The 16,636-nt window shown below is 63.6% G+C and carries 10 protein-coding genes; 6 read left to right on the forward strand and 4 right to left on the reverse strand.

Annotation, left to right across the window (positions count from 1 at the left end; translation table 11 throughout):
• From L6637_RS02045 to L6637_RS02055, 3 genes are all read left to right on the forward strand, one after another.
• The gene (locus L6637_RS02045; protein ID WP_237868911.1) at positions 1-201 is read left to right on the forward strand and encodes a hypothetical protein; all 201 of its coding nucleotides are present in this window, start codon (positions 1-3) and stop codon (positions 199-201) included.
• Positions 158-11,380 carry an Ig-like domain-containing protein gene (locus L6637_RS02050; RefSeq protein ID WP_237868912.1) on the forward strand — a complete coding sequence of 3,741 codons (11,223 nt, stop codon included), beginning with the start codon at positions 158-160 and terminating at the stop codon, positions 11,378-11,380. The genes L6637_RS02045 and L6637_RS02050 overlap by 44 nt, the downstream gene beginning before the upstream one ends.
• Positions 11,381-11,704: 324 nt before the next feature.
• Positions 11,705-11,896, forward strand: coding sequence for a hypothetical protein (locus tag L6637_RS02055; RefSeq protein ID WP_237862395.1), 192 nt, complete (start codon positions 11,705-11,707; stop codon positions 11,894-11,896).
• A 4-nt stretch (positions 11,897-11,900) separates the two neighbouring features.
• On the opposite strand, the gene L6637_RS02060 is transcribed toward L6637_RS02055, so the two are convergent.
• Positions 11,901-12,128 (reverse strand): hypothetical protein, encoded by a 228-nt coding sequence (locus tag L6637_RS02060; RefSeq protein WP_237868914.1) that lies wholly within the window; start codon positions 12,126-12,128, stop codon positions 11,901-11,903.
• A 211-nt stretch (positions 12,129-12,339) separates the two neighbouring features.
• Here L6637_RS02060 and L6637_RS02065 point away from each other — a divergent pair, with 211 nt between their 5' ends.
• Positions 12,340-12,666, forward strand: coding sequence for a DUF1476 domain-containing protein (locus L6637_RS02065; protein ID WP_237868916.1), 327 nt, complete (start codon positions 12,340-12,342; stop codon positions 12,664-12,666).
• Between the two features lie 14 nt (positions 12,667-12,680).
• Here the strand turns inward: L6637_RS02065 and L6637_RS02070 are convergent, their stop codons facing one another.
• Positions 12,681-13,259, reverse strand: a complete 579-nt coding sequence (locus L6637_RS02070; protein ID WP_237868918.1) for a TIGR00645 family protein — start codon at positions 13,257-13,259, stop codon at positions 12,681-12,683.
• Between the two features lie 148 nt (positions 13,260-13,407).
• On the opposite strand from L6637_RS02070, the gene L6637_RS02075 reads away from it, so the two are divergent.
• Complete coding sequence (locus L6637_RS02075; RefSeq protein ID WP_237868920.1) at positions 13,408-13,701, forward strand: hypothetical protein; 294 nt, start codon at positions 13,408-13,410, stop codon at positions 13,699-13,701.
• Between the two features lie 30 nt (positions 13,702-13,731).
• Here the strand turns inward: L6637_RS02075 and L6637_RS42365 are convergent, their stop codons facing one another.
• Positions 13,732-13,860 (reverse strand): hypothetical protein, encoded by a 129-nt coding sequence (locus L6637_RS42365; protein WP_271597404.1) that lies wholly within the window; start codon positions 13,858-13,860, stop codon positions 13,732-13,734.
• A gap of 802 nt (positions 13,861-14,662) precedes the next feature.
• Between L6637_RS42365 and L6637_RS02080 the strand changes: the two genes are divergently transcribed.
• Complete coding sequence (locus tag L6637_RS02080) at positions 14,663-15,592, forward strand: septal ring lytic transglycosylase RlpA family protein (protein ID WP_237869988.1); 930 nt, start codon at positions 14,663-14,665, stop codon at positions 15,590-15,592.
• A 17-nt stretch (positions 15,593-15,609) separates the two neighbouring features.
• Here the strand turns inward: L6637_RS02080 and L6637_RS02085 are convergent, their stop codons facing one another.
• Positions 15,610-16,569: an alpha/beta fold hydrolase gene (locus L6637_RS02085; RefSeq protein ID WP_237868922.1), complete on the reverse strand. Its 960-nt coding sequence runs from the start codon at positions 16,567-16,569 to the stop codon at positions 15,610-15,612.
• Positions 16,570-16,636 lie beyond the last annotated feature (67 nt).

The following is a 16,636-nucleotide window of genomic DNA, read 5'->3' on the forward strand; positions in this document are numbered from 1 at the left end:
ATGAAAAAGATCGCGCCGGAGCTCGTCCGGCGTAAAGCAGTTCTGTTCGGTCAGTACGCCCTTCCATCCCCTGAAGATCAGGTCCAGTCCGCGGGCCCGGTGCGAGTTCAGCTCCGGTGCTCGCCATTTCCGCCTGAAACCATCGTGCAGCTCATCGATGCCTTCCGAGCCGATGGTGCCCAGGGTCAGGAGACCTTCTGAAAGGTGCAGTGCAGCACCCCTTGCGGATGGCAATTACAACCAGCTTTCCGTCACGGCGACGGATATTGCAGGCATCAAGGCGAGCGCCGGCACCAGCCAATACGTGCTGATCGACACGACGGCCCCGACGGTAAACTCACAGTCGGAGTCTAATCCCGGACTGACTCAGTCCACCACCGAGGTGATCACCGTCAATGCCAGCGACGCCCATGGCGTCCAGTCTGTTGCGATCTATAACGACGTAACGCATCAGAAGGTCGGCGACGCAACGCTCAGCAACGGCGTCTGGACCTATCCGGCTTCGGGTCTCGCCGACGGCACCTACAAATTCTATGCTGTTGTCACCGATGCCGCCGGCAACCAGACCAAGACAGCTGATCTCACCACCGTAACGGTCGACACCACGGCCCCGACGGTCGTCTCGGAGTCGGAATCCGTCTCGGGCCCGACGCAGCTCACGTCCGATATCATCAAGGTCAATGCGACCGATCTGAACGACGTTGCCTCGGTGGCGATCTACGACCATGCGACGAACCAGAAGGTCGGCGACGCAGCGCTCGGCAGCGACGGTGCCTGGGCCTATACGGCCTCCAATCTGACGGGCGGTGCGCACACTTTCTACGCGGTCGTCACTGACGTCGCCGGCAATCACACCACGGCATCAGACCTCGCCACCGTAACGGTCGACAACACACCTCCGGTCATCAGCTTCGGCCAGGTCAAGCTGGACAATCCTGACACGACGGGAACGATGTCGAACGACGGCGGCGCGACGTTGTCTGGCACGGTCTCGGACAACATCGCCGTCGCCCAGGTTCAGGTCTTCAACGGCGCGACGCTGCTTGGCACGGCCAGCGTTGCGAACGGCACGTGGAGCCTTCATACGGTCCTGAGCGTGGGGTCGTACGACCAGCTGCACGCGATTGCGACCGACACTGCCGGCAACAGCACGGATATTGCCAGCCATAGCGTGGTGACCATCACTCAGGTTTCGGGCCTCGCCACCGACGGCTACATCTCGGGTGCTACGGTGTTTGCCGACACCAACGGCAACGGCAAGCTCGACGCCGGGGAGGCGTCCGGCATCACCGACGCGGGCGGCCATTTCGTGTTGGGGGCGGGCACGACGTCAGGGCCTCTGGTTCTGACCGGCGGTACCGACACCGCGACCGGGCAGCAGTTCACGGGCGTGCTGACCGCGCCCACGGGATCGACCCAGGTCACCGCGCTCACGACGCTCGTCCAGTCGGTCGCGGCCGCCAATGGTGGTGACGTGGCGGCCGCTTCCCAGGCCGTCGCCGCAGCGCTTGGCATCGACCCGACCATCGATCTCACCAAGACCGACATCTTGACGAACGCCTACACCGGCGACGCCCAGCCCTTCGTGGCGGCGGCCAAGGTGCTCAATACCGTGTCGATGGTGGCATCGGCCGTCTCGGGCACCGGTGCGTCGACCTTCACGTCGGCAGCGACCGGCGCGTTTTCGGCGCTCGCCGCCCAGATCGTGTCGACAGGTGGTCTCGACCTCACCAGTTCAAGCGTTGTCAGCGCCGTGGTCTCGAGCACGCTGACCAGCGCGGGCGCCACGCTGACTGGTACGCAAACGAGTGAAATCGCCAACGTCGTCACGTCAGTGAACACGGCGACCGATCAAGCCGTGCAGGCGTCGACCGGTGGCACCACCGCGGATCTCCTCGCCAATGTCAGCGCGACCTCGATCGTGGCGCAGGGCAGTGCGTCCGCGGATCTGAAAACGGGCACCCAAAGCGGCGATCTGTCGAGTGCTGTCGCCAACAACACCAGCACAGCCCTTTCAACCGCCGTTCAAAGCGCCGTCAGCCAGGTATCGACTGCAAGCCTCGCACCCGCGGCACCAGACTTCGTCAGCCTGACGCCGACCGACGCTTCGCCAACCGCCTCGAGCGCGGTCCATTACCTGCTGACTTTCTCCAACTCGGTCCAGGGGGTGACCGCAAGCGACTTTAGCCTCGCTACAAGCGGTCTCACCGGCGCGAGCATCACGAGCGTTACGGCCGTGGCGGGGAGCGCCGGCGCGCAATATCTGGTCGAGATCAATCCGGGTTCCGGCAATGGCGCACTGTCGCTCAGTTTCGCCGGCACCACCGTGCAGGATCTGAGCGGCGTAGCGCTGCAGGACCAGAGCACACACACGTCGACAAGCTATACGGTCGATCATTCCGCCGGCGAGCAAGCCGCCCTGGCGCTGGCCGTCACCAACACGCAAGTCAATGCCGCAGGTTCGGCGCTGCTGAATTTCACGATCAGCGGGCTTCAGCCGACCGATACGGGTGTCGTCACCTTTACCGACGGTCAGAACTCGGTCTCCGTCAACGTGAACGGCGGGCAGAGCGGCTATAGCGCGAACCTCAGTGCGCTGAGCGACGGGTCGATCTCGTCCCAGCTCGCCGTCAACACCAATGCCGCCGGCCATTCCTTCACGCCGGTTGCCGGTTCCAGCGCGGTGACACTGACCGGCTTCAGCACGCCCTCGAGCGGCATCAGCGTCGTCCAGAACGCTATCGGTGACATTGCCGTCGTCTCGGCGGTCGCCGTCACCAATCAGTCGGGCATCGGGCTGCTGGCCCAGGAAAGCGCTGGCGGTGTCGGCAACATCGTCGTCAACACGACCGGCAGCGTGACCGGCACGGGCAGCGGAGCGGTCGGTCTCGAAGCACAGAACCTTGACGCCTCCAACGGGGGCAACGTGTCGGTCACGGCGACCGGAGGCGTCACTGGTAACCAGCACGCCATCGTCGCCTCGACGGCGGGGAGCGGCAATGTGTCAGTCGAAGCCGGCGGCGCGATTGCCTCGACCGTGCAATTCGGAATCCGTGCCGCGGCTTCCGGAACCGGCGACGTTTCCGTCCTCACCGACGCCGGCAGCACGATCAATTCGGGTGGTGCGGGCATCAGCGCCATCAATTTCGACACCGTGCTTGCGGCAAGCGCCAACAGCTCGGTGACAGTCACCAACAATGCCGTGATCAACTCCGGCACGACGCTCAATCCGAGCGGCTCGGTGCCGCAGGGCATCGCCGCCGGCTTCTACGGTGCCAATGGCACATCGAACACCGCCATCAACGGCACGGTTCTCGTCAACAATAACGCCAATATCACCGCCGCAGCCGGTTACGGCGTCGACGCCTATAACTGGGGCAACGGCGACGTGACCGTGAACGAAGCGGCCAACACATCAGTGTCGGGCGCCCAGTACGGTCTTGCCGCCTATGCCCTGAGCAAGGGCTCGGGCAATGTTGCGGTCAATGTCGGCGCGAATGTCGCAGTCAACGCGACCACGTTGTTCGGCATCCAGGCTTATGTCAGCGGCGTCGGCAATGTCAGCGTCCAGACCGGCGACGGCGATACGATTTATGGCGGCAGCATCGGCGTCAACGCCCAGAGCCAGGCAATCTCGGAGCCCGCGACCGGCAACATCAATGTGGTGCTGGGTAAGGACACCATCCATTCGGGCACGCTGAACACGCCGAACGGCTCGGCAACCCCCGGAGCCGTCTCGGTCGGCTACCTGCCGAACGGAACCCAGGCGGCCTCGAACGCAGTTCTCGGCAATGTCATGGTGCAGAGCGACGCCCAGATCACCGCTGACAAGGCGAACGGCATCAATGCCTATAACTGGGGTAAGGGCAACGTGACGGTGTCCACTGGCCCCGACTCCACGATCCACGCGGCGGGCAACGGCATCCAGGCCAATGCCCTGAACGGCGGCAATGTCAGCGTCACCAATGGCGGTTCAATCAATTCCGGTGCGACCGGCATCTCCGCCAATTCGAACATGGGCCTCGGCACTGTCGGCGGCACAGTCACCGTCTTCAACAACGGGACGATCACCGCCGCGGGGACCGGCATCGGCTCCGGCGGCAACCATGTCGGCGCCATCTCGATCACCAACAACGGTACGGTGACGGCCACCCAGTTTGCCGGAATCGGCATCACTGCCGTCAGCGGCGACGCCACGATTACCAATACCGGAGCGACGTCAGGAACGAACGGAATCTTCGCTTCGGACAATGGGTCCGCGAACGTCTTCATCACCAACCAGGGGACTGCGACCGGCACGACCTTCTCGGGCATCGGTGCCAACCTGACAGCCGCCGGCGCAACGGGCTCGATCAGCATCACCAACGCCGGCACCGTGACGAGTCTCGGGAGTGGTTCGGCGATCGGACTCACCGAGAACAATGTCGGCAGCGTCACCATCAACAACACCGGCATCATCGGCTCTAACGCCACGGGGCAAGCAATTTTCGCGGGCGGCGGCGATATCACGCTGACCAACAGCGGCACGATCACCGGCAACATCAATGTCGGCAACGGCACGTTCAACAACCAGGCCAGCGGGGTCTGGGCGGTCGGCGCCTGGAGCGGGTTCGGCACGGCTTCGACCACCGGCGTCGTTGAAAGCAACACCGTCAACAATGCAGGCACCATCAACCTGTCGGCCGGCGCCAGTATCAATGGCGCCAACGGCCTCGTCGTGAACAACAGCGGACACCTCGACAACCTGTCCGGGACCAACATGATCAACGGGTCCGTGAACAACACGGGCACGCTTGAGGTTGCGTCCGGCTCCCTCGAGATCGGCGGTGGGCTCAGCGGGACGGGGTCCGTTCTGGTCGATACCGGCGCGACCCTGGTTCTCGATGGGGCAACCGCGCAGACGGTCACCTTCACGGGCAGCGGCGGCACGCTCAATCTCAACTTTGGTGCCGTCAGCGGCACCATCGCGGCGGTCTCCTCGACCGGCGGAATATTCAACGCCACGGGGGCGGGCAACATCACCACCGCAAGTGGCGATGCGCTGGACTTCACGGCCTCTGGCGGAAATGCCGGCAACCCGGCCAGTGTGGTTTTGACGCCATCCGGTACGCTGACGGGAGCGGCCGCCGGTCTTGTGGCGAGCCAGAACGGGGTCGGCGATGTCACGATCATTGCCTCAGGTGCTGTCTCCGGCCTGGACGGGGATGGTATCGTCGCCCAGGACAGCGCCAGCGGCGCGGGCAACATCAGCGTCACGGCGACGGGTGGGGTGAGTGCCAGCGGCACTACGCCGGTCCTGACCGGCAGCCCCCTAGTTCAGACCACACAGGGCTATGCAGCCATTCGCGCGCAGAACCTCGACACGGCCAACAATGGCAACGTGACGGTTACGACATCGGGCGCGCTCACCGGATCGCAGTTTGGCGTCCGAGCGCAGACCAGCGGCAGCGGCAATGTCAGCGTCACCACCGATGCAACCAGTGTCATCAACTCAGGCGGCTCGGGCATCAGCGTGGTCAACTTCGATACGTCGATGCTGGCCTCGGCCAACAGCACGATCATGGTCACGGCTCACGGCAGCATCAACGCCGGATCCATGGTGAACCCCAATGGTTCGACACCTGCGGCCATCAACGCTTCCTATTATGCCAATCCTGTCGGCACGATCACTCCTGTTCACAACGACAACGTCAATGGCACCGTCCTCGTCACGAGCGATGCCATCATTAACTCGGCCGGCTACGGTATTCAGGCCAACAATTTCGGCAACGGCAATGTGACCGTGAACGAAACCGGAGGCAGCATTACGTCCACGGGTTTTGGCATCAACGCCTACAGTCGCGATATCGGCAGCGTCAGCGTTTCGACCTCCTCGGGAGTCAGCATCAACTCCACCGGTACCGGTATCAATGCGGCCAACCAGGCCATTTTCGATGCCTCGAACAATGCAACCGTCACAGTCATCAATTACGCAACGATCCAATCCGGAGCCGTGGCCAATGGCTCGACGCTTGCCGGCATCATTGCCGGCTTTAGCGGAACTTATGGATTGGTCGCGCCTGGTCCCAACTCCGGCGTGAACGGGACCGTTCTCGTAGACAATTACGGCAACGTCTCCGCCGCCAAGGGCTATGGGATCGATGCGTACAACTGGGGCAATGGTGACGTCACGGTGAATGACGGCGCAGGCACCACGGTCACGGGCAATCTCATCGGTGTCGCGGCGTTCGGCTTGGAGGGTGTCGCTGGACAACCAGGTGGAACTGGCAACGTCAGTATCACTGTCGGTGCCAACGCGACGGTCAACAGCGGCGCCGGCAACGACGGCATCCAGGCCTACTCCCTCGATAACGGTAATGTTAGCGTCACCACCGCCGACAACCTCACCGTCAACGCCGGCCGCTACGGCATCGGGGCGTTTGATCAATCTTCGACGGTCTCGGCCGGTAGCACCCTTTCTGTCGTTGCGGGGACCGGGACGATCGATGCCATCAGTGGCGGCATCAACGCCGGCTATTCCCCTGGAAGCAACGCGATCGAGCCGGGCGTGGCTGGCAACGTCTCCGTTGTCAGCAATGCAACCATCGTCGTCACGGGAAGCAATGGCTTCGGCATCGGCGCCTTCAACTGGGGCACCGGCGACGCCACGGTGACGACTGGCGCGGCCTCGAACGTCACCGCGACCAACGGGACGGGTAACGCCATCAACGCCAGCACCAATGATGGCGGCAATGTCACCATCAGCAACGCCGGCGTGGCGACCGGTGGCGGGACAGGCATCAGCGCCTTTGTCGCCGGCAATGCGGTGCACGCCGGTACCATTTCCGTGACCAACACGGGAACGGCGACCGGAAACAGCTTCTCGGGCATCAACGCCAATGATTCCGCGGGCGGCAACGTCTCGGTCACCAACAGCGGATCGGCGACCGGCAAGACCGGCATCAGCGCGTTCAGCAATGGTGCCGGCAGCATCAGCATCACGAACGGTGGTGCCGCAACCGGCACGAGCTTCTCTGGCATCGGCGCCAACCTGACAGCTGCCGGCGCAACGGGCTCGATCAGCATCACCAATTCGGGCACGGTGACAAGCCTCGGCAATGGCGCGGCGATTGGACTCAATGAGAACAATACCGGTACCGTCACCATCAACAACACCGGCATCATCGGCTCTAACGCCACGGGGCAAGCAATTTTCGCGGGCGGCGGCGATATTACGCTGACCAACAGCGGCACGATCACCGGCAACATCAATGTCGGCAACGGCACGTTCAACAACCAGGCCAGCGGCATCTGGGCCGTCGGCACCTGGAGCGGGTTCGGCACGGCTTCGACCACCGGCGTCATCGAGAGCAACACCGTCAACAACGCCGGCACCATCAACCTGTCAGCCGGTGCCAGCATCAACGGCGCCAACGGCCTCGTCGTCAATAATAGCGGACACCTCGACAACCTGTCCGGAACCAACATGATCAACGGGGCCGTGAACAACACGGGCACACTTGAGGTTGCGTCCGGCTCACTCGAGATCGGCGGCGGCCTGAGCGGGACGGGGGCGGTCCTGGTCGACACCGGCGCAACCCTGGTTCTTGACAGTGCGACTGCGCAGACGGTGACCTTCACCGGTAACGGCGGCACGCTCGCTCTCAACTTTGGCGCCGTCAGCGGGACCATCGCGGCGGTGTCCTCGACCGGCGGCAATTTTGCGATCAACGGTTGGGGATCTGTCGCCACTGCGGTTGGCGACGGCATTGACTTCACGGCCACCGGCGGAACCTCCGGCAACGTGGCCGCGATCTCGGTCGCACCCGGCGGCGCCATCACCGGCGCGGCCAACGGCATCGTGGTGACCCAGAACGGCACCGGCGACATCTTCGTCTCCACGTCAGGTCCGATCGTCGGTCAGACGGGGACGGGCATCCTCGCGCAGGACAGCGCAAGCGGCGTCGGCAATATCCAGGTGGTGTCGACGGGCAGCGTCACCGGCTCGGGCGCCGCATTGTTCGGCATCGAGGCGCAGAACCTGAACGCGGCCAATGGCGGCAACGTCTCGGTGACGGCGACGGGCGGGGTCAGCGGCAACCAGCACGCTATCATCGCCACGACCGCGGGTAGCGGCAATGTGTCGGTCGAAGCGGGTGGGGCGATTGCCTCGACAGTGCAGTTCGGAATCCGGGCCGCGGCTCTCGGCACCGGCAACGTTTCGGTCCTCACCGATGCCGGCAGCACGATCAATTCCGGAGGTGCGGGCATCAGTGCCCTTAATCAGGATACGGTCATTGCCGCGGGCGTCGGCAGCTCGGTGACGGTCACCAACAACGCCGTCATCAACTCAGGCACCACGCTCAACCCCAGCGGCTCGGTGCCGCAGGGCATCGCCGCCGGCTACTATGGCGCCAATGGTACGGCCAACACCAACATCAACGGTACCGTCGTCATCAACAATAACGCCAACATCACGGCTGCAGCAGGCTATGGCCTCAACGGTTACAATTACGGCAACGGCAATGTGACGCTGAACGAGGGGGCCAACACCTCGGTGACAGCCGACCAATATGGGCTCGGGGCTTTTGCCAACAGCAAGGGGAGCGGCAGTGTCGCGATCAATGTTGGCGCAAATGTCGCGATCCATGCGACCAACTTGATCGGCATCCAGGCCTCGACCACCGGTGTTGGAGACATCAACATCCAGACCGGCGACGGAGATACGATTTACGGCGGCAGCATTGGCGTCAATGCCCAGAGCCAGGCCGCGTCGGAGCCTGCCACCGGGAACGTCATGGTGGTGCTAGGCAACGACGTCATTCATTCGGGCACGCACGTGACCGGGAACGGCGGAGCGACACCGGGTGCGGTCTCGGTCGGCTACGCGCCCAACGGCGTTGGAACGGCAACGAATGCTGTGCTTGGCAACGTCACCGTCCAGAGCAACGCGCAGATAACGGCGGACGCGGCCGCTGGTATCAACGCCTACAATTGGGGCAAGGGCAACACCACGGTGTCAACAGGCTCTGCGTCGTCGATCACAGCGCCCGGTAACGGTATCCAGGCCAGCGCCCAGAACGGCGGCAATGTCAGCATCACCAATGGCGGTTCGATCCATTCTGGTGCGACCGGCATCTCTGCGAACGTGAATGCCGGTCTCTCCGCGACTGGCGGCACCATTACCATCACCAACAATGGTACGATCAGCGCCGGCACCACCGGTATCTTCGCTGGCGGCAGTCACGTCGGGGATGTCTCGATCACCAACACCGGCACAGTCAACGGCACCAGTTCCAACGGTATCGCCGTGAACCTGACGGCAAGCGGTTCGACGGGATCGACCACCATCACCAACAGCGGTACCGTCACCACCGCGAGCACGATCTCCGCAATCAGCGTCAATGAAAACGCGGTCGGCACGGTGACGCTCAACAATTCCGGAACCATCGGATCTTCCGCTTCGGCCGGCGCGATCTTCGAGGCCGGCGGCAGCCAGATCACCATTAACAACAGCGGGACCATCCTTGGTGGTGTCAACACCGGGGGCGGGGGCATTGGCGCCACGACCACGTTCAACAACAACGCCGGAGGCGTCTGGCAGACCGTCTATGTCGATGACGAGGGCACGATCAATGCGGCGGGTCCGGGCTCGCAGATCACGCTCACCAACGCGTCCATTGGCTTTTCCGGCACCGGCAGCTTGAATCTGTCGGCCGGGGCGACGTTCACCAGCGATTCTCTCTCGATCGGAAACCAGGTCGGCAGTCATGGAACGGTCGTCGTGACCGGGGCTGGCACGAGTCTCAACGCAACGGCGGGTCCGTTTCAGAACATCCAGGTGGGCAGCTCCGGCTCGGCTTCGCTGAGCATCGCCGACCATGCCGCTGTCCTGACCGGAAACATGGATGTCGGCGTCATCTATGCGGCGGGCATTATCGACACGCTCGATATCAATAACGCCACCCTGACCCTTGTTCAGGGCCTCACGATCGGCGATTCCGGAACGGCCCATGCCACGGTGGAAAACGGCGGTAGCATCAGCGCGGGCTACGTCGGTCTCGGCCAACAGGTCGGCGGGGACGGCAGCCTCACCATCGATGGTGCGGGATCACATCTGGCGATCCTGGGCGATACAGACGGCATCAATGTGGGCTTCGGTGGCGCTGGGCATCTGACGTTGTCAAACGGTGCCACGATCACCGCGGACTTTGTCAACATCGGCTCGCTTGCAGGAAGCTCGGGTAGCTTGATCATTTCGGGCGCCGGCACCAGCCTCGACACCACCTCGGGCACCTATCAGAGCATCCAGGTTGGTAGCGACGGTGCCGCCACCATGACGATCTCAGACCACGCGATTGTCACGACCACCAACATGACGCTTGCCGTCAACCATGACGCCGGTGTGACCGACACGCTGACCGTGGACGATGCCAGCCTGCATGTCGGCGGGACGATGACGATCGGCAACGGCGGCGCAGCCACCGCTCTCGTGGAGAACGGAGGCAGCCTGACCGCCGGCTCGCTGATCCTGGCGGAACTGTCAGGAAGCTCCGGCAGTCTCACCGTTGATGGCGCGGGCTCCGTGGTCACCGCTTCCTATATCTCGATGGGCGGGCCGTCGGCCGTGCTGACGCTGAGCAATGGCGGTCGGATCGAGCGCCACGACGATCGCGAACACCATCCATATCGGCGGCGATGGAGCTCTGGTCGGCACTGGCGAGATCACATCGGCGATCGTCAACGACGGGACCATCACGGCGGCCGGTGGCGCGCTTCAGATCGATCAGCAACTGACCGGCTCAGGATTTGCGCAAATCAACGTCGGCGCCACTCTCGACCTGTCGAATGGCGCGGTGTCCTCGCAGACCATCCTGTTCACGGCGCCGAGCGGCTCTACCGCTTCCCTGGTTGTCGATCATGCGGCGAGCCTGCAGGCGTTCATCTCAGGGTTCACCGGCGATGGCACGCTTGGCGGCTCCGATCAGATCGATCTGAAGGACATCAACTACATCTCGCTTTCGGAAAATTACGATGCCGTCAACAACGTGCTCAACATCTCCGATGGCACGAACTCGGCCGCAATTCACTTCATCGGATCGTACCAGCAAGCGAACTTCAGCTTTGTCAGCGACGGCCAGAACGGAACGATCGTCTACGATCCGCCCGTCGCCGGCAGTGCGGCGGCCGGATCGACTGGCACGTCTGCGGTCGCCGCAGGGGATGGCTTCAAGTTCGCCGCGGCCAGCATCGCGCCGAACACAGATGCGGGCGATGCGCATGGCAACAGCAGCGCGTCCCTGGGCCAGATCCTCAACATGCATGTCGATGCATCGGCAACGCCGTCAGGCCAGATGCTCGATCTCGCCTTGGCCGACAACAAGTTCTTGCCGGGGCATGATTACCACGTGCTCTAGCCGCGCGGCCTGAACGCGCCAACCGGCCGTGGACCGAATGACAGAACTGCCGGAGTGATCGCAGCGATCGCTTCGGCAGTTGACGCCGATCGATGGGTTCAATTTCGGAATAATCGCATTTTGCCACTGTTTTGCCCGACGCGTCAATTGGTTTTCTCGGGACGGGCAGGATGACGCGCGCAAGGCTTGATTCGACGGGGCCACGCTACTGTGCATGGGGTTGTTTTGGGCTTTCTTTCGGCAGCATGCGACCGGGCTGGCTGGCGGCGGGAGCTGGAACCTTTCGGTCACCGGCGCATTATCTCGCCATGACTGAAGACCTTTCCTTCCGACGCAAACCCCTGACACCCGAACAGCGCCAGGCGCGTGATGCGGCTCGCCGGATCGAGGCCGAGAAGGCCATGCGCGACCATGAGGAGGCGCAGAAGGCGTTTTACGCCAACCGCGAGCGGCTCAGGGCCGAGCGGCTCGCCCGCGAGGCGGCCGCGGCAAAAACCTGACGGTTCAATGCCGGCTGGACGGGCGCGTGGCGGTGAGGGAAAGCTTGAGTGCCCGGACAGCGACCGCAACGACCCCGCGAGGCGCGTGGAGCGCCTCGATGGCCTCGGCCGCGATGCGGCAATCATCGGCGACCTTGAGGAAGCCTGATCGGGCGAGGTCCATGGTCGATAGCGCGGCCTGCTCGATGCACACCCGCTCAAGCCGTCGAAATTCCCTGACCTCTCTGTTCATGCGTCGCTTCTCGATGTCCCCCAGGCGATACCGCCGCGTGTCTGCCTGACAAATGGCAAGTATGATCGTTTAGCCGGCCAAGCTGGTCCGGGCCTGACGGCTTGACGGCGTTCGCCTTCGGCCGGAAGATTTCAGATCTGATCCGCAGCTGACCAGAACCACGGAGAATTTCGCTCCCAGTCCAGATCCCACCAGCACAATGGAGCTGACCATGACCACGTTCGACAAGCGCGAGCAGGGCTTTGAGGCCAAATTCGCCCATGACGAGGAGCTCATGTTCAAGGCCGCGGCCCGGTCGAACAAGCTGCTCGGGCTGTGGGCTGCAGGCGAGCTCGGGCTCAGCGGCGATGCCGCCGCTGCTTACGCAACGAAGCTGGTGACCGATAGTCTGGCGAATCGGGCGATGGACGAGACCTTGAACAAGGTCTCGAGCGACCTTGCCGCGACGGGCATTTCGCGCGAGCAGGTTGCGCAGAAGATGCAGGAGTGCCTGCACCAGGCGCTGGCGCAGCTCGAAGCCGCATCGCGCCAGGCTTGACGTCGGTCAGCACCTCACTCCTGTTGCTTGCGCGTGGTCGTATCGCTGAACCTGTCGACAAAGGCGATCCCGATCGCCGAGGCGACGAAAGTGATGTGGATCAGCACCTGCCACATCACGCCGCTCTCGGTGAGGCTGGCGCGGCTCGAGCCGAGATTGCCGGCCTCGATGAAGGTGCGCAGCAGGGCGATCGAGGAGATGCCGATGATCGCCATCGCAAGCTTGATCTTGAGCACGCTGGCATTGACGTGGCCGAGCCATTCCGGCTCGTCGGGATGGCCCTGGAGGTCGAGGCGGGAGACGAAGGTCTCGTAGCCGCCGACGATCACCATCACCAAGAGGTTGGAGATCATCACGACGTCGATCAGCGCCAGCACGCTCATCATGATCTCCTGCTCGGTGAGCTCGATCGCATGCGATGCGAGGTGCCAGAGCTCCTTCAGGAACAGCACGATGTAGACGCATTGCGCCACGATCAGTCCGAGATAGAGCGGCAGCTGCAGCCAGCGCGACCCGAAGATGATCATCGGCAACAGGCCGAGGCGCGGCGAGGGCGGGCGGGGGCCGGTCGTGGTTTCGGGCTCTACCGACATGCAAGATCCGATGATGGAGGTGACGCTGGTCTCGTGTACCCCGCCCCGACGGCCGGAGGAAGACGTCACGCCCGGTCGGCTTCTGGAGCTCGCGTCGTCTCATGCTATCGTGCCGAATGGGCGGCCGGCGATCCCAGGGAGGCAGACAGTGCTAGGCAGCGGCTTCGGCCAACGGCTCGGACGGATCGCGCTTGCAAGCTCGGTGGTCTTTGGCGCCGGCAAGGCCGCGGAGGTGGCGGCGACACCGCTGACGCCGTTTCGCTATGAGGACCAGGCCCAGCGCCATTGCCCCAGCGACAAGGTGGTGTGGCTGGATTTCAGGAAGGGTGTCTACTACCGCAAGGGACAGAGGCTGTATGGCCAGGGGTTTGACGGCAGCTTCGTCTGCGCGAGTGAAGCCCGCGACGGCCTCTATCAAAGCTCTCCGTTGGGCCTGCGCTGAGCGGGGCGAGGGCGCGTGGCGGAAGCGCAGCTATTTCTGCTTCGGCAGCGTCACCGGGACATGCGCAGAGGTGCTGATGACCCGGGGGCTTCCATCGGGATAAGTCCGGCCGCCGCGGATCAGCGATTCCAGAACCAGGATGAATTTCTCGGCTAGCATGTTCGACACCTTAGCTGGTGGTGGCCTCTTGAAATTACGTCGAGGCGCCGAACACGAGAATTCAATCAACTAAACGGGAGCGGAGTTGTCGCGCATGTTGCGCTGCGATGCGCAGCGATCCGAAAATGCGAAGGGTGGTTGGAGGATCAGCCGAAGGCTAACGCCACAAGGCTCGAGCAGAGCAAGACCAGACCGCCTGCGGTCAATGCCAGAAAGCCATCGGATACGAGGTCATGTTTGCGCATGGGACACCTGCTGCTCTCGTCCTCGATGCTCGATCGGATTGATTAAAATTGTCCGAACGTGCCGCTGTGAAGAGGTGATGCAATGTCGCCCGCGAGAGTGCCTTCAGGCCCTCGTGCGGTAGCCTTCGAACGCATGGGCCAGGAATATCCCCGCGCTTACCAGACCCATCAGTGCCGAAACCGTCTCGATCATCGTTAAATTCCAATCCCGCCCCTGCACGCGAGAGAACGCGGGCGGCCTTGCACAGTCAAAAGAATTCCGGTGAAGCCAGCGATATCGGGGGTGGAGTGAGCTTTTAGCGCAACAGCTTGTGCGGGACTGGCACAGACGAGCCGATGCCACGGCCTTCACGCCCCGTAGATCAACGGAGAATTGCGAACGTCCTGTTTACCATCCCGGTGCGTTCGCTGTGGGCTCCCCATTTCCGCCGTGTTCGGGTTGCGTTATCGTTACCGTCTCTGGGACGGTGGTGGGCCGCCCGGAGCGTTGAGGTCCGGAGGTGCTCCCGCAGGAAAGCGGGTTGGGTACGTCTCCGGCGAAATGGTATTTGGGGCGAATGGGGATCCGACGGTCAGATTCGGTGGTGCGGGCTGCGCGGTGCGTTGCGGCGGTCGCCACCTGCCTAGCGCTCGCCAATTGCGCCTCGTCCAACAAGTTCGCCAACCGGGTCGATCCCAAATACGGCGTGTCATCGAGCCCGCGAGTCGTGGCCTGGGGCGAGCCCGTCCCCAAAGGCGGCGGCACCTATCGCGTCGGCAAGCCTTATGTCGTGGCCGGCCGGACCTACGTGCCGGAGGAGGACGCCAACTACCGGGCCGAGGGCATGGCGTCCTGGTACGGCGATGATTTCCACGGCCGTCTGACCGCCAATGGCGAGGTCTTCGACATGGGCTCGCTGACGGCGGCCCATCCGACCCTGCCGATGCCGTGCTATGCACGGGTGACCAACCTCTCCAACGGCAAGTCGCTGATCGTCCGCGTCAATGATCGCGGTCCCTATCACGGCAACCGCCTCATCGACGTCTCGAACAAAGCCGCCGAACTGCTTGAATTCAAAGGAAATGGCGTCGCCAAGGTCCGCGTCGAATATGTCGGCCGGGCGCCGCTGGAAGGCTCGGATGACCGCCAGCTGATGGCGACTCTGCGCACCGGCGTGCCGGCGCCGTCGCCCTCGATGGTCCGGGTCGCCTCGGCGCGGCCGTTCGTGCCCGAGTTGCCTTCGTCGAACCGCGGTGCGATCCGGGGCGAGGTCCCGATGCCGGAAGGGCGGCCTTACAGCCTCGGCAACACCTCGGCCGATGTCGCCTCGATCAATGCGACCTCGGAGATGTCGGCCTCGAGCCGCAGCCGGGGCCGGTCGCTCCAGAATGTTCGCCAGGTGTCCTATGACCAGGACGGCCGCTATTCCTCCGATAGCGGTCCTGCGGCCTCTGATGACGGCGCAGCCGAGGCCCGCAGCATCCTGACCGGCCGCGGCCTGTACTGATTCCTCGATTGCGCCGCCTAGTGCGACGACGCTTCGCGCAGGAATCTGACCAGCGCGGCGTTGACCTCGTCGGGCCGCTCTTGCTGCACCCAATGGCCCGCGCCCTCGATGATCAGCTTTCGCGTGAGATTGGGCAGCACGCGCTCAAGTTCGTTGGCGCGCTTGGCGCCGATCAGGCCGGTGATGACGGCGTCTTGTGCGCCGGCGATGAAGAGGGAGGGCTGGTGGATCTGCGCGTCCTGCCAGGGCGCGGTCAGCTCCCAATTGTGGTCGATATTGCGGTACCAGTTCAGTCCGCCGCGGAAGCCGGACTTGCGGAAGTTTTCGGTAAAATGAGCAAGATCGTCCTCGCTCAACCACGCCGGTAGCGGCGCGTCGGCAGTCGCATGACCGAGAAAGCCCTTGCCCTCCTGCACGAACATCGCGGCATTCGGGTCGGCAAGCCCGCGGCCGCCAAGTACCATGCGCATGGTGCGGGCGACGTCCTGCTCGAACTCGGCCTCGGCGACACCGGGCGCCTGGAAATACTGCCAGTAGAAATTGGTAATGCCGCCCTGGCGCAGCAGCTCGAGCGGCCGACCGCGTCCGCGGAACGGCGGCGGCACGCTCAGGCCCGCGACCGCCGTGAAGATGTCGGGACGGAACAGGGCCGCATGCCAGGCGACCGGGGCGCCCCAGTCGTGGCCGACCACCATTGCCTTGGTCTTGCCGAGCGCCTTGACCAGGCCGACGACGTCGCCCACCAGGTCAAAGATCGAATAGGCTGATACGTCCGGCGGCGCCGTGCTCTGGCCAAAGCCGCGCATGTCGGGGGCCACAACGTGAAAGCCCGCGGCCGCCAACGCCGGGATCTGATGTCGCCACGAATGCGACAGTTCCGGCCAGCCATGGCACAGCACCACGAGCGGTCCCTGGCCGGCGGCTTCGCGGATGAAGAGGTCGATTCCGTTGGCCTTGATCACGCGAGTCGTGGACATCGCTTTTTCGCCTTGTTTCAGGGGTTTGGTCAGGAAACATGAGGTGTCACGATAGAGATGCGACGAG

Origin of the sequence: Bradyrhizobium zhengyangense, assembly GCF_022012435.1 — a bacterium.
Classification (GTDB): Bacteria; Pseudomonadota; Alphaproteobacteria; order Rhizobiales; family Xanthobacteraceae; genus Bradyrhizobium; species Bradyrhizobium zhengyangense.